General features: G+C 40.7%; 7 protein-coding genes. All 7 read right to left on the bottom strand.

What is annotated here, in order from left to right; all coding sequences use genetic code 11:
* Complete coding sequence (locus tag OVN23_RS08405) at nt 1-3789, bottom strand: sugar-binding domain-containing protein (protein ID WP_267240966.1); 3789 nt, start codon at nt 3787-3789, stop codon at nt 1-3.
* Nucleotides 3790-4014: 225 nt separating this feature from the next.
* On the bottom strand, nt 4015-8946 hold the full coding sequence (locus OVN23_RS08400; RefSeq protein ID WP_267240965.1) for a ZmpA/ZmpB/ZmpC family metallo-endopeptidase: 4932 nt from the start codon (nt 8944-8946) through the stop codon (nt 4015-4017).
* 202 nt (nt 8947-9148) lie between these two features.
* Nucleotides 9149-10033 carry an SPFH domain-containing protein gene (locus tag OVN23_RS08395; protein ID WP_025168872.1) on the bottom strand — a complete coding sequence of 295 codons (885 nt, stop codon included), beginning with the start codon at nt 10031-10033 and terminating at the stop codon, nt 9149-9151.
* 1818 nt (nt 10034-11851) lie between these two features.
* Entirely contained in the window at nt 11852-13357 is a 1506-nt protein-coding gene (adcA, locus tag OVN23_RS08390; RefSeq protein WP_173252999.1) for a zinc ABC transporter substrate-binding lipoprotein AdcA, read from the bottom strand.
* Between the two features lie 9 nt (nt 13358-13366).
* Complete coding sequence (locus OVN23_RS08385; protein WP_000950038.1) at nt 13367-14173, bottom strand: metal ABC transporter permease; 807 nt, start codon at nt 14171-14173, stop codon at nt 13367-13369.
* Complete coding sequence (locus tag OVN23_RS08380; protein WP_001269496.1) at nt 14166-14870, bottom strand: metal ABC transporter ATP-binding protein; 705 nt, start codon at nt 14868-14870, stop codon at nt 14166-14168. The genes OVN23_RS08385 and OVN23_RS08380 overlap by 8 nt, the downstream gene beginning before the upstream one ends.
* A complete protein-coding gene (gene adcR / locus OVN23_RS08375; protein WP_001249308.1) occupies nt 14870-15310 on the bottom strand; it encodes a zinc-dependent transcriptional regulator AdcR in 441 nt (146 codons plus the stop codon). The genes OVN23_RS08380 and adcR overlap by 1 nt, the downstream gene beginning before the upstream one ends.
* Nucleotides 15311-15342 lie beyond the last annotated feature (32 nt).

The raw sequence follows: 15342 nt of genomic DNA, 5'->3' as shown, positions 1-15342 counted from the left end.
CTACTTCCTATCTACATTTTTCTTAACTTTTTTGGCATGCACTTGCAATTCTGTTAACGCTAGTGGATTTACCAAGTTTTCAAATCGAAGACGAAGGGCATAGGTTTCTACCTTGTCAAATTCAAAACGAAGCTCTTCAGCCTTGTCGCTTGAAACTTTTCGGATAGCTGATACAGGTCGCCAATTCTCCTCTTGTTTGAGCAGGGAATCCTTATCCAAATGATTGGGAGTCCGAGGCAAGCTAGGCTCATTCCCTACATAATAATCAATAAAAGTAGGCTCCATCGCCACGTATTCTTGATTCTCAACATAATACAAGGTCACATTATCCACAAATCGCGGTTTTAAAATCCCTGCATCTCCAAAAAGAATGCCCACGCTAGCTTGATCTGACTTAGCAATCCAAGTATTGGCTGTCGATTTCTTCCGAGAAATGACCTTGTCATTGAGGTAAGAGACTGGGTGATTCAGCTCTGAGTGGGAAGCAAAGACCAGAGGCAGATTGGACCCTGTCCATTGATTGGAAATGACTTCCCCATCTACACTGGCATCTGTCACATGAATAGTGACTGTTGCCGGCCACTCACAGCCCGCTACTTGTCCTGTGAGCACACATTCTCCTACCTGATCATAGATTTGAGGATTGAGTTCATCCCAAGTCACCTTGGCCGTATCTCGTCTACCATCTGATAAGACTAGCTTGACTCGGTCTGGTAAGTGTGGAGCTTCCTTGACAAGCGTCCAGACCCTTTCAGGCTCAATAGCGTAAATCCCTTGAACACAAACCTGAGCCGAAGCCTTTAAATCCAGACCTTCTAGCTGGCCAGATACCGTAAATTCATGAAAGCTTTCCAAAGCTTCTTTAGGAATTTTCTCCCAGACAACCTTGACTCGTTTTACACCGCCTGACTCATAGTCCACCAAGACCGAGGACGGAAGCTGTGGATAAGTCCCCTTAGCTGTATACAAGCGAAGTGGTCGTACAGACACTGCCTGCCCTAGCGAGGTATTTTCTGCTACCTGCAAATGCAGTTGATAGGTTTTCCCTTGATACATGGCTCGGATAACCAAGTCCCCTGCAGACAAGCAATGAAGCACTCCCTGCTTGATAATGGCGTGGGCACTGCCACTCATCTCCCAAATCACTTCACTATTCCCCACCTTGTTCACAGGGTTATCCACAGTTTGTGGATAAAGTCCAATGGCTGGGGAATCCCCTTCTTGTAATTCTGCCTGCTTGTTCACTCGAATCTCAAACAAGCGCTTATTTTTCACTGGTTGGGTAGCCAAAGCCTCTCCCACTAAGAGATCAAAACTTGCTGGCTCTAGCCCTCTGGCACTGGCCTTTACTCTGACTAGACCTGCCTGCTCCAAGCTCTGAACTAAGAGGACACCTCTGCCATGAAAGGCTTTCCGCTTAAACCGACCATTTTTCTGAGCCTTGTAACGTTCATGACTGGCCTGCCTTCCATTATCCACACCCACAATACGAGCAGGGCCTTCAATTTTAAAATGAAGCTGATTGGAAGCAGTCGGAACCCAATTTCCATTCTTGTCCAATACATCAAAATAGAGATAGAGGAGGTCTTGCCCATCTGGCTCCAGTTGTGATTTCTCGGCATGTAACCCAATCTTAGCAGGCTTACCTGCAGTCACCACCCTATCTTCTGCCACAAGCTGACCTTGACGGTCATAAGCTACAGCACGCAATTCTCCCGGTTGATAAGCCAAACGCCATTCAAGATAGAGTTGGCCAGAACCTTCTCCCTCTTGGTATTTTCTACCGCCTGAAGTCCATTTTTCCTGAAAAGTCTTTCTGCCTTGGGATTTCCCATTGAGAAATAGCTCTACTGAACCAGCATTTGAATAGACTCGAACAGGGATATCCCCATACTTATCCACAACTTGTTGATAACTCTTGTGGATTTCCCAATTCCAGTGAGGTAAGATATGAACCATAGGCTGCTGATCTAGGTCCACCCACTGACTTTGGTAAAGATAATAGTCATTTTTAGGAATCCCTGCCGTATCCACGATCCCAAAATAGGAACTCTTTACAGGCGTGTCATTTTGATTGTGCCAAGGAGTCGGCTCACCTATATAGTCCACTCCTGTCCAGATAAACTGACCCGCATAGTCTAGCCGATTTCTATCTGCTATCCAAGAAGCCGTCGCCGTCTTCCCCCAAGGAACCCGATCATTGCCATAGTCTGACTGTTCAAAATTCCGCACGTGGCGATTATCCCCAACCCATTCCTTAGCTGGGCGAAAATAGCTATCACGCGTTCGGGTAGCCGATGAGGTTTCAGACCCGTAAAGTCGCCACTTGGGATGTCTTTTACGAATCCTATCAATATTATCTTCCGAGTAATTCAAGCCTACCACATCCAGCAAATCAGCAATCTTTTCATGACCTCCAGAACCATCTCCAAAGCGGAACTGGTCCATTCCCATGGTCACAAAACGGCTATCATCAATCTCATTGACCCTTTCCAGCAAGCGTTTAATAGTTTTCAATGAATGGGCATCGCCATTTGCTTCGCTGACTTCATTTCCCAAGGACCACATAAAAATCGCTGGATTGTTCTTGCCACGCTCAATCATAGTGCGCAAGTCGTAATCTGACCAGAAATCGCCTGCTTTCGCTTCTGGATGAGTCGCTTCTTCCTCAAAAAAGCGACCATAGTCATATTCTTTCTTGCCTCCATACCAGGTATCAAATGCTTCTTCTTGAATAAGTAGCCCCATTTTAGCAGCCACATCTAGCAAGATACTACTAGCTGGATTATGGGTGATTCGAATCGCATTGACGCCCATTTCCTTCATCTGGCGCAATCGTCTCTCGGCAGCTGACCTGTTTTCCACAGCTCCCAGAGATCCATAGTCATGGTGCAGACAAACTCCATGAATCTTCAACCAGCGACCATTTAGAAAGAAGCCCTTATCCGCTTGCCAATCTATATAGCGGTAACCAAAGCTCTCCTCTTCTTCATCAACCAAAATGCCATTTTTATAAAGGCGAGTCTTCAACTGATAGAGATGAGGATGGTCAATATCCCAAAGCAAAGGTTGGAAAATTGATATGGCTTGTTGGAAAGAATATTTGTCCCCAGACTCAATCACTAGAGAGTCTGTCGCCTGCCAGTCTGACAGCTGTTGTCCATCATACCAGATACTCTGTTCTAAATATACCGACACAGACTGAGGCCCATCATTTGAAACTTTACTTTCAAGCTGAGTTTCCACCCATCCATCTCTTTGCTCCTTGAGCTTGGGACTTTCTATCTTAATCCCATATAAATCCAGATGCACCAAATCTCTAATCAATAATTTTACTTCTCGGTAAACACCACTGCCCGAATACCAACGACTGCTAGGTTGCTTATTTTCCACAAAAACCGCAAGCTGGTTGGCTGTCCCATCGTTTCTTAGATAAGAGGTGATATCATAAGAAAAGGGTGTATAGCCATTGGGATAATAGCCCAGCACTTGCCCGTTAATATAGACTTGGGCATTCATGTAAACCCCGTCAAACAACAAACGCACCGATACAAGACTGGCATCTTCTTCCAAGTAAAACTGCGTCCGGTACCAAGCCTGACCCCCATTTAACTGACCACCCTCATTTTGCGCTGGCGAATAATGGTCAAAATCATTGTAAATACTCCAGTCATGTGGCACTTGAATGGCCTGCCAATTTCCCCTCTGAAAATCCGGTGCCAAGGCCTCTTCCTTCCCCATCTCTTGGCTAAAAAACCAGTGATTTCGTAAAACTTCTTCTCTTCTCATACAAGCATTCCTCTTTAAACGACTCGATTTACTTGACTATAGCACAAAACAAAAGCGCTTTCAAGACTTCCTCTATCACTCCCTAAATACTCAGAAAAGATTCTATAATTTGTGGAAAAGTCTGAAAATCACTCCATATTCAAGCAAACTAATAAAGTCAAACCTTACAAGAGCGCAAAAAAACACCTCTCTGAATGTTCATTCCAGAGAGATGTCCCTTTTGTCTTAACTATTGTAAATCGACTGTCTAAAGTCATCTGAATCTTTGAGATAAGCTTTATAAATCGCTTTTTTCAGTTTTTGAACTGGGGTTTCGATAAACTCAAACTTTTTAGCCGTGGTATTGCCTGCTTTTATCTGGGCTAGTTCAGCTAAAACAGCTTTATTCATAAGCTCTTGTAATTTTTCTTTACTATCAATCACTTCTTCTTTTCCATTGTAATTTATAGTAATTAGTTTTAACTTACCTAATTTCTCAACACGCTCAGTTATTTGCTCTTTTTTGAAAGCTGCGTAAGATTTTCCTAGAATTTTTTCAAAAATATACTTATCGGATAATGGTTTTCCTGCCGCTTCTGCTTCTACTTTAAACTGATTCGATACATAAGGTACGAATCCCTCATAATATCCTAGAGCACCCATAAGTTCAAAGGCTTGTTTTCTAAAGGTGATATCCCCACTCATACCAGAGTCATTTTGACTAACACCATAAATGGTATCAAACATATCCACTAAATAATACCCATTAGCTTGAATAGTACCTTTATCAGTAAATCCTTTTATAATGTAACGGTTCACTAAAATATTATTATCAATCAAGCTATTGATATCCGTTAGTTTTTCCGCTTCTGCCAGTGTGATTTCTGAGATTTTTTCACTCTTGTGCGTAGCTTGAACTGCTGGATTTGTGTATGTTACGGGTGTTCTAGTCCCAGTTGAAGTAATCGGAGTTATTTTCTTGAAGTATTTAGTTTTATCTGCCGCTAAAAGTTGTTTTGTTGCTTCCGCTTCTAAATAATCTAAACTATATAACACATCAAAACTTCCATGCATATAAGATTTCAAGTCTGCATCTGTTTTGAATCTATCTGGCGTTTTGTTGTAGAAGCCATTTTTCTTACTTTCGTCAAAAACAAAGTTTAGGTTAAAATACGTATCTTTTTCTGGTGTGTAAGAATTTTCAAAAATTCCTCTAGCATAAAACTCTGCCGCTGTACCATCTCGACGACCATGATTATTAAACAGTACTGTTCTGTCTAATAAATGCGTCATTTCATGAGAATAAGTAGCTGAACCTCTATCATCCAGAACTCTATCTATGAAGTAACGGACACCCACTCCATTGGCTTCTGCACCTACATTTTGCGATGGTGAATACAATCCTAGAGGTGTCATAAAGTCTTTAACCCCTTTATCTGCTGTTGGTCCTGATTCTTTAGACCATGTAGTATTTATTCTAGCATTTACGTCTGCAGTATATTGTTTCATCGTATCGACAATTACTCTATTTGTAATTAGTTTCGGACGATTTTCTTCTTTTGTTATTCTATATAAAGTATCAACATAATTAGCCTGCCTTGTAGCTGTTAATTCTATCAATTCTTTAACCTTATTAAGCTCTTCGGTATACTTAGCTTTATTGGTTTTCTCTAAAGAAGTATCCATATACGTTCCGATGTTTCCGTAGGTTACCGTCGCTATGTTAGTTATAGCATACACGCTTGGTTCTTTAATATTCACTAAACCTAATAATGTAGCTATATTGTGTTGTCTTCTATTTTTTATTTGAAGTTCTTCTGCTCCATATTTCTCAGGAAGAGTAGTTAATTTTGTATATAAGTCTACTTTTTCATCAGGTTTTTCTTTCGAAGCTTTTTCAACTACGATAGCTTTAGTCGCTTTCTTCAACCACGTATCGCCATCCATATTAGTGAATGTAGTTCTGTTGTAATCTAGGAACTCTAATAATGTTGGTTTATCTGTAATTTTACCAAAGTATTTCTCAAATGTTTTTGGACTATTGGTTAATCTTAATTCATCATAACTCATAGACCCAAGGTGGGTTAACCAATCTAAAGCAGTAACCTCTTTCTTACCAAATGAGCTTGGATTATAAGCTAGAATATCGCGGATATTAGTATCTCCAAAATCAATATTATAAAAACGATTGATATAGGATAACCCTAGTAATATTTTCTCTTTATTAGCTTCAATATCACCTTTTACTTTTTCTCTATTTTGTTGATTGTCACCTAAAATACTCAAGGTATGCGCCGCAACTTTTTTCAAACTAGCTTCTAAATCGGTTTTAGTCGCATCGAGTGTTTCTTTAATCGATAATTTTTCAAGATATTCTTTTCGTAGAATTTCTCTTACTTCATCATCCCTTATCTGCGGCTGCGTTTTTTTCAACTCACTGCGTTTTTTATAAAAATCACGCTCTATTTCTAAAGCAGACGGAGTTAGTTGCGCTTTTATTTTTTCATCTGTTAAGAAGTCTACAGACTTCATTTCTCTACTAGCTTCCATCACATCCACTGCATTTTCTAACTCGCTATTTTCTGGCAATAGATGTGGTTTGTCTTCTTTAGTACCAACCAAGATTACTTTTTGGCGCATAGCTTTAGTTGTTTCAGTCTTCTCTACTGGATTTGATAACTCTCCTGTCTCCGGATTAACTTCATAAGTTTTAGTGACGGTTTTTTCCCCTTGCTCTCCTGCATATTCAACTACTTCTTTTCCTTTTGGAAGTTCAAGGTTATCTTTTCTCAACTCAGTGATTTCTATAGGTGACACTATCTTTTCCACATTTCCAACTTTTACTACTTTGTCTTTAACTGGAATATTTTCAGTTGTAGTTTCTTCTGAGATAGCCCCTGTTTCAGGATTTAATGTGTATTTTGTAGTTGATACTGTACGACCGTTTTCCCCTGGTGTTTCTTCTTCTTGCACATTGTAACTTAAATCTGGCGATGCTTTATAAACTGTCTTAAAAGGAATTTCTTGTGATTGAACTGTTGGTTTTGTTCCTACTGCCGTTATTTTCGCTTGCATTGGCTTAGCGACTTTTGTTGTTACAGCTGGCTCCGTCAAGTCTCCTGTTTGTTCATTTACTTTGTAAACTTTTATTGTTGTCGTTTCTTCATCTTGACCTTGATTTCTGACTTCTTTGACACCTTTATCAAGTGACTCATCCGCGATAAACTGTTCACCTCTTTTGGTTGTTGAGGTTGTTTCTTCTACATTTCCAACCTTAATAACTCTATCTACTGGATGTTTTTCTATCTTTGTTGAAGTGTTTTCTACTATTTTCCCAGTACTTTCATCAAAACTGTAAGAAGTAGTTGTCACTTCCTTACCATTTTCGCCTGCTACTTCTACTCGTTGCTCTTTGTAATTTAAAGCTGGCGATGCTTTATATATTGTTTTATACTCTAATACTTTTTCTTTCGTTACTGGATTTGGGACAGTTGGTTGCACTTGGGGAGCTAAGGGTTCAGGCTGAACAGCTGGTTCTGGTTCGTTTACTGGACTTGGGTTGACCTCTGGAGATGGAGCCGTTTGTTCTGGTTGTTTTTGGGTTTCTTGTGGGGCAGATTCACCAACATCTTTGACCCCCTCAACTGGATTCTCCAGCTGGTTCTCCTCACCCTTTTGTTCCGAAGGGGATTGGTCTTCTTCTCGCCCTGATTCCACAACTGGGCTTTCTGGCTCAGAATCTTTTGTCTCAGCAGCTACTTTAGATGGTTGATTAGACTCAGTACCTTGTGGGGCAAGAGTTTGATTCTCCTCGCCCCCTGATTCCACAGCTGGGGTTGCTGGATCTGGTTGCTTCGGCTCGGCTTCGGGTTTGTCAGGTGTTTGTTTCTCGTCGGGTGTTGCTTCTGTACCCGGCGTTTCTTCTGCTCCTGGTCTTGGTTGTCCTATTCCATCAGCTGGTTTTGTCTCTGTTTCATTCTCTACTATTGGAGTTTTTTCAGGTTGAACTGGTTTAACTTCCTCTGGCTCTGGAGTTACAGGTTGTGTTGGTTTTGGTGCAACTTCTTCCTTAGTCCCAACTGCAATCACCTTATCCACCGGCTCTTTTGTGATTATATTTTCTATAACTTTGCTAGATTTTTCCCCGTTAACGATAGTGACTTCCGTATAGATGGTGCGTTCACCAACAACACCTTCTTGAACAACTTTAGTTTGCCCTTTAGCTAAGGTTGCATCTTCTTGTTCTATCGTTTGGAAAGCAATCTCCTCTGTAGTGACTAGCAATTCTGGTTTCTCTACTGTGGCATTTAACACGCCTTCCTCAGGACTTGTTTTATAATCACTATTATCTTCTGCTTTCGGTTGTTCTCCTTGGGGATTTCCTGCAACTTCCTCCTTAGTCCCTATGGGCACAATTTCATCAGGAGCTTGTTTGCTTACAGGAGCTTCAACAATTTTCTCAACTGCGTAGGATGGTTGAGGAGATTGCACAAGGTCTTCAGTCGAGCTAAAATGAGATGCAGTCTGTGGTACAATCTTCTTAAATTGAGGTTCTGAACTTTCCTCCTTTTGAGATAATGCTGGCGACTCTATCTTATCAACAGAAAGTTCCTTGCTAGCACTATCTCTTACCAAATAATATCCCGTAAATTCATATCCTTGGACTCTTTCAGGACTTGGTAAAAACTGACCTTCTACTCTCTTAACAAGGGCTGGTTGCAATTCTAACAGATTTTCTAAAGCAGAGATGGATGCTCCCCATCCACCAACAGCAAAGACTGCCACAAGGAAGTAAGACGCTCTCCTTTTTCTCTTGATTAAAGTGAAGGAAAGCAATAATAATCCTGCTCCCAAGATAAACATCCCATCATTAGAAAACAGACCTGTTTCTGGTAATCTTGTAGCCAATTTTCGATAGATAAAGTAGTATTCTTTTCCCTCTTTTACCTCAATCTTATTTTCCTCAAACCATTGCAACTCAGATTTTAGCTTTTTAGGTAAATCCTGCTCATCCAAATAATGACTTGAAATTAGTGTTGAAGTCGTTTCGGTAGCCTGTACAGGTTGAGCACCCATACCAGCAAAAAATAAACTCGTTCCTAGCAAGACCGAACAAGCTCCTATTGCATATTTCCTCAAAGAAAAACGCTGCTTTCTCTCAAATTGAAATTCTTTCATCCCATCTCCCATCATTCATTATTACTGTATATTTAGTATATCAGAAATAGTCTGTATTCACAAATCTTTCTAGTTATTCCCTTATCATTCCTAATTAAAGTAGACAATATACAATAATTTTTAGTTAAATGTATATCAATGTTCTTTGTTTTTCTTAACAAACGTAATACAAAAAGAGCCTGTTGCCAAGCTCTTTAGTCTATTATTTCTTCTCAGCGCGAAGGGCTGACAAGATTTGTGTACGGATATCATCTACACCATTTGGAGTATTTGGTAAAAAGATAGTCTGATTTCCTTTAGAGGCAAAGGTATTCAAGGTATCCAAATACTGGTTGGTCAAAAGAATGGACATGATTTGCTCTTCTGTCATGCCAACATTGGCTTCCTTGAGTTCAGTGATAGACTCTGCCAATCCATCCACAATCGCCTTACGTTGTTGGGCAATCCCCACACCATGAAGGCGGTCTTTTTCTGCTTCGGCTTCAGCTGCAGTGACGATTTTAATCTTGTCAGCTTCCGCCAATTCTTGCGCTGCGACCCGTTTGCGTTGCGCCGCATTGATTTCATTCATGGATTGCTTAACTTCTGCATCTGGCTCCACCTTAGTAATCAAGGTTTTCACGATAATATAACCATAAGTAGTCATTTCTTCCGCCACTTGGTGTTGAACTTCAAGGGCAATCTCATCTTTTTTCTCAAACAATTCATCCAAGGTTAATTTTGGAACAGAAGAGCGAAGAGCGTCTTCGATATAAGATTTAATCTGAGATTCTGGACGCATAAGTTTATAGTAGGCATCTGTCACGCTCTGTTCATTGACACGGTACTGAGTCGCTACATTCATCATAACGAACACATTGTCCTTGGTCTTGGTCTCAACCACAATATCACTTTGCAGCAAACGCAACTGAATCCGCGCTGCAATCGAGTCAATCCCAAAAGGCAAGCGAATATGAATACCGCTATTGGCAACCTTTTGGTATTTCCCAAAGCGTTCAATAATCGCCACCGACTGCTGACGAACCACATAAACCGTACTCAGTGTGACTATCACCAATAGGAGCACACAAACAATCAGAAAAATCATGAAAAATATTGCCATAATGGAACCTCCACAAGTATTTTTCTAGTATTATAGCACATTTAAAGAAGGCTGTACCGTTTTTACTGCGATTTTTCCTGAAATGTCAATAATTAGAGATGAATTGTCCTATTGTCGTCTAATTTCTATCAATTTAAGTTACATATATTAGAAACCTTGCTCAGAATATTTCTAGCTCCGTTATTTATCCAAGTACTATCTGAACTTTTCAAGCTATGGCTAACTAAACAAAACAAATAACAGCTAACCCTTTAATAGGATAACAAAAACATCATTACAGTGAACCGCACTCCAATAGTTCAAGCATTAAGCAATGTTGATGATCTAAATTTATTGTGGTATACTATTTTTGTCATCGGTTACCGATTACGTTCCTATGGGTTCGTGAGAGGAGGTGAAACTAATGAGCCTTATCATAGAGCTCGCTCTTACTATTATAGCGGATGTTATAGCTGGAATTATCTTGTATTTCGTCTGCAGATGGCTAGATAGTAAGGAGTAGACCGACTGACTAGCCTATCAACACCCGTTAAATCGCTAAGATACGTCAAAAAAGCCCTTAACTACGGCAATAGTTAAGGGCTTTGGTGTTCTAATGAACCTTATCAATTAACTATATTCTAGCATATAATCTACAATAGTTCAAGCATTAAGTGAGGTTGATGATCTAAATTTAGTGTGGTATAATACTTTTGTCATCGGTTACCGATTACGTTCCTATGGGGTCGTGAGAGGAGGTGAAACTAATGAGCCTTATCATAGAGCTCGCTCTTACTATTATAGCGGATGTTATAGCTGGAATTATCTTGTATTTCGTCTGCAGATGGCTAGATAGTAAAGAGTAAACCGAGTGACTAGCCTATCAACACGCGTTAAATCGCTAAGATACGTCAAAAAAGCCCTTAACTATCGCACTAGTTAGGGGCTTTGGTGTTCTAATGAACCTTATCAATTAACTATATTCTAGCATATAATCTACAATAGTTCAAGCATTAAGTGACCTTGATGATCTAAATTTAGTGTGGTATACTATTTTGGTCATCGGTTACCGATTACGTTCCTATGGGGTCGTGAGAGGAGGTGAAACTAATGAGCCTTATGCCTGAGCTTGCTCTTACTATTATAGCGGATGTTATAGCAGGAATTATCTTGTATTTCGTCTGCAAATGGCTAGATGGTAAGAAGTAGACCGACTGACTAGCCTATCAACACCCGTTAAATCGCTAAGATACGTCAAAAAAGCCCTTAACTATGGCAGTAGTTAGGGGCTTTGGTGTTCTAATGAACCTTATACACTAACTACATTCTAGCATATAAGCCCAGATATTTCAAGAGTTTTATTTATTATTTAAAGTTCCTTAGTTCTGAAAGGTATTTGATTTTTCATCAATTCATTTAAAAATACTATACAAATTTCTTTACATTTTCCATAAGTGTGATATAATGAACTCAATAAGATAACTTGTGAAGGATAAACGCTGGGTCCCAGAATGGGGTAGACTGAAAGGTTGAGCATTCCTATGTGCCTGGGGTTATCTTTTTATTTTGATTTTTTAAGGCTCTCTACAAAATTTAGAGGGTCTTTTTCTATTACTATAGAATATACCAAAAAATCCCTTAACTACTGCAATAGTTAAGGGATTTGGTGTTCTAATGAACCTTACCCGATAAAATTATTCTAACACACAAGCGCTAAGATTTCAAGAGTTTTATTTATTGTTTAAAGTTCTGAAAGATCTATAATGAAGTTAGCCATCTAGTACCCAAAAACCGACTAGCTCCTATGAACTAGTCGATTTCTCATCAATGCGCCAACATTTCTTGGGCGATTTCTTGTCCAGATAGGTTATCTGGGTAGTAGGTTGGCCAGTTATCCATTTCTTCAAAGAGGGCTTCTTGGCTTGTGCCTCCAAAGAAGATATGGAAATGTTCTGCCTTAACTGGGGCGATATTGTGGTCACTAAACTGAACATACTTGAATTGTCCAGCGTCTGCATCTGTGGCTTCAAAGAGGAAGCGCACGCCACGATTGCCTTTCTTGTAAGTTAAGATTTTCTTACCAACATACTTGTAGGTGAATTTCTTACTTTGTCCACCTTGAACAAATTCCATAGTGTTATCAGTGATATTAATCTTAGTCACATCTGTCTGATAGCCTTTTGTATAGTAGGCCTTGTACTCAGCCTGAGTCATCTTACCAGTCAACTTAGCCTTGTAGTCAAAGATCTGATCAAAAGTTCCATCTTCAAGGAAAGGATAAACTGATTGCCAGTTACCTGCATAGTCACTCAAGGTACGATCCTTGACATCTGCATCCTCAAAGTAACCATTTTGAACTGTCTTCGTATCCTCTGCCTTTTCAGGTTCGATAGCTGGACCTTCTTGGTCTGTTGTTTGTTTTAGAGCCTTGAGGTTTTTCTCCATGATAGAGATGTAATTTTCTCCAGCCTTGGTATCTTCTTCTGTCAGACTTTCTAAAGGATTGAGGACATCTGTTTTGACACCTGCCTCTTTTGAAAGTGTGTTAGCAAGGGCTTGTGAGGCATTTTCTTCAAAGTAGATATAGGCGATTTTATTTTTCTTGACATACTCTGTCAATTCTGCCAAACGAGCAGCTGATGGCTCGGCATCTGGAGAAAGGCCTGAGATTGCGACTTGTTTGAGTCCATAGTCCAAGGCGAGATATTTAAAGGCTGCGTGTTGCGTTACAAAGCTCTTTTGTTTGGCTTTGGATAAGCCTTCTGCATAAGCCTTATCCAAGGCTTGCAATTTTTCGATATAGGCAGCCGCATTCTTCTCAAAGGTCTCTTTTTTATCAGGATAATCTGCTGACAAGCTGTCACGGATGTGCTCTACAAGTTTAATGGCACGAACTGGTGATAACCAAACATGGGGGTCAAACTCATGGTGATGGCCTTCTTCTCCATGGTCATGGTCTCCCTCTTCTTCCTCACCACCTGGCAAGAGCAACATATCGCCTGTCGCCTTGATGGTTTTGACCTTTTTCTTATCCAAGGTATCTAGCAATTTAGGAACCCAAGTTTCCATGTTTTCATTTTCATAAACGAAGGTGTCTGCGTCTTGGATTTTGGCAACTGCCTTGGCAGATGGTTCGTATTCATGGGGTTCTGTACCAGCACCGATTAGGAGTTCTACATTAGCAGTATCTCCTGCAACTTGCTTGGTAAATTCATAGACAGGGTAAAAGGTTGTCACGATATTTAGTTTGCCATCTGCCTGCTTTTGATTGGAACAAGCCACTAAAAACAAGGCACATAGACTGGCTAGTAATAAGCTAATTTTTTTCATCTTAGTCTCCTATTTGATAAAACGTCTTACTAAACTAATTAGCAAGAAAACAGTTACAAAAATAATAGTAATACTTGCACTTGCAGGTGTTTCTGCATAGTAGGAAATGTAGAGTCCTGCCACCATTCCCAAAAAGCCAATAGCACTAGCAAGTAGCATAACCGATTTAAAATTTTTCCCCAGACGCAGGGCAATACTAGCTGGTAAGACCATAATGGTCGATACCAGAAGAGCTCCCGCAGCTGGAATCATAAGGGCAATGGCCACCCCCGTCACCATGTTAAAAAGAATGGACATGGTACGAACGGGCAAGCCATCCACAAAGGCCGTATCCTCATCAAAGGTCAGGATATACATTGGACGAAGGAAGAGGAAGGTCAAAATCAAAACAACCGCCGCAATGACAAAGAGGGAAATAACCTGCTCTTCGCTGATAGTCACGATTGAACCAAAAAGGTACTGGTCCAAACTCATAGAACTAGAACTTTTTCCCTTGCTCATGACAATCAGAGAAACAGCCAGACCTGTTGACATAAGGATAGCCGTCCCGATTTCCATAAAGCTCTTGTAAACCGTACGGAGATACTCCAGAAAGACCGCCGCAATCAAGACAATGGCAATCGTAGAAACTGTCGGAGAAATCCCCAAAACCAACCCAAAGGCTACACCTGAAAGCGAGACGTGGCTAAGAGTATCACTCATCAAACTCTGACGGCGCAAGATAAGGAAGGTTCCAAGAACTGGCGAGAAAAGACTCATGGCAATAACAGCCAGAAAGGCACGTTGCATAAAGTCATAAGATAACAAACTAAGCATGGCCCACCTCCTGATCATTCTCATGAACGTTGAAACAACGCCATGGCGAGTCTTGGTTACGGACTAGATGAATATTGCGGTCCGCATAATCCTTAACTTCTTCAGGGTCATGGGTAATCATCAAAACAGCCTTGCCATGATGATGGGCGCTGTGGTGCATAAGTTCGTAAAATTCATTTTTACTTCCTGCATCCATCCCCGTTGTCGGCTCATCTAGGATAAACACATCTGGGTCCGAAGCAAACATACGAGCGATCACCGCTCGCTGCTTTTGTCCCCCAGAGAGAGACCCCAAGCGTTTGTCTCGGTGTTCCCACATACCAACTGAGTCCAAACTAGCCTTGATATGCTCCTCATCATGAGCATTCAAACGACGGAACCAGCCTTTTCGCGGATAGCGACCCGACTTGACAAATTCATAAACCGTACTTGGAAAACCAGCGTTAAAACTGGCAATCTGTTGAGGAAGGTAAGCTATTCTCAATTTCTTACCCTGCGTATTTGTCTTTGAAATGGTCACCTTTCCAATGCGTGGCTGGAGGATTCCAAGACTGGCCTTGATGAGTGTCGTCTTAGCCGCCCCATTTTCCCCTGTCAAGGTAACAAATTCCCCACTATCAACACTATAATTGATATGTTCAAGAACGGGCTCCTTATCATAATAGAAGGATAAATCCTCTACCGTAATATATCTCATTATTTGATTTCTCCTACTAAAGCAGTCAAAAACCGCTGGATCACTTTTTGTTCATTTGGAGTAAACTGAGTCGCCACTTGTTCATAGGTTAAAAGTGTATGCTCATGGTGATGATGGTGCTCCTCAGCGATTGGACGAGCCAAATCAGTCAACTGATAAAAAATCACACGCGCATCCTTAGGATCTTTAGATGTTTCCAACATCCCTTCCTTGACCAAAGACTTAATGGCCTTGGTAACTGCCGCCTGACTGACATTGAGACGACGAGCCAACTCTGAATTTGTTAAAGATTCCTCCGACAAGAGCATGAGGATATGCTCCTGGGTATTGGTCAGAGCTACCTCGCTAGTACAATGACCTATTAGGATTTCATGTTGGTTTTCTGCCTGTAAAATCACCTCATTCAAAAAAGCATCGATATCCTTCGCTAGCTGTCTCATATCTGACTCCTTTCCTTTTAGACTTCTCTTTT

This window comes from Streptococcus sp. Marseille-Q6488, assembly GCF_946902925.1.
Taxonomy (GTDB): Bacteria; Bacillota; Bacilli; order Lactobacillales; family Streptococcaceae; genus Streptococcus.
This window is presented reverse-complemented; position numbering and strand designations above follow the sequence as displayed.

Coding starts and splice junctions, on each gene's coding strand:
- adcR (WP_001249308.1), bottom strand. CDS start 15,310: ATGAGACAGCTAGCGAAGGATATCGATGCTTTTTTGAATGAGGTGATT.
- adcA (WP_173252999.1), bottom strand. CDS start 13,357: ATGAAAAAAATTAGCTTATTACTAGCCAGTCTATGTGCCTTGTTTTTA.
- OVN23_RS08395 (WP_025168872.1), bottom strand. CDS start 10,033: ATGATTTTTCTGATTGTTTGTGTGCTCCTATTGGTGATAGTCACACTG.
- OVN23_RS08380 (WP_001269496.1), bottom strand. CDS start 14,870: ATGAGATATATTACGGTAGAGGATTTATCCTTCTATTATGATAAGGAG.
- OVN23_RS08385 (WP_000950038.1), bottom strand. CDS start 14,173: ATGCTTAGTTTGTTATCTTATGACTTTATGCAACGTGCCTTTCTGGCT.
- OVN23_RS08405 (WP_267240966.1), bottom strand. CDS start 3,789: ATGAGAAGAGAAGAAGTTTTACGAAATCACTGGTTTTTTAGCCAAGAG.
- OVN23_RS08400 (WP_267240965.1), bottom strand. CDS start 8,946: ATGAAAGAATTTCAATTTGAGAGAAAGCAGCGTTTTTCTTTGAGGAAA.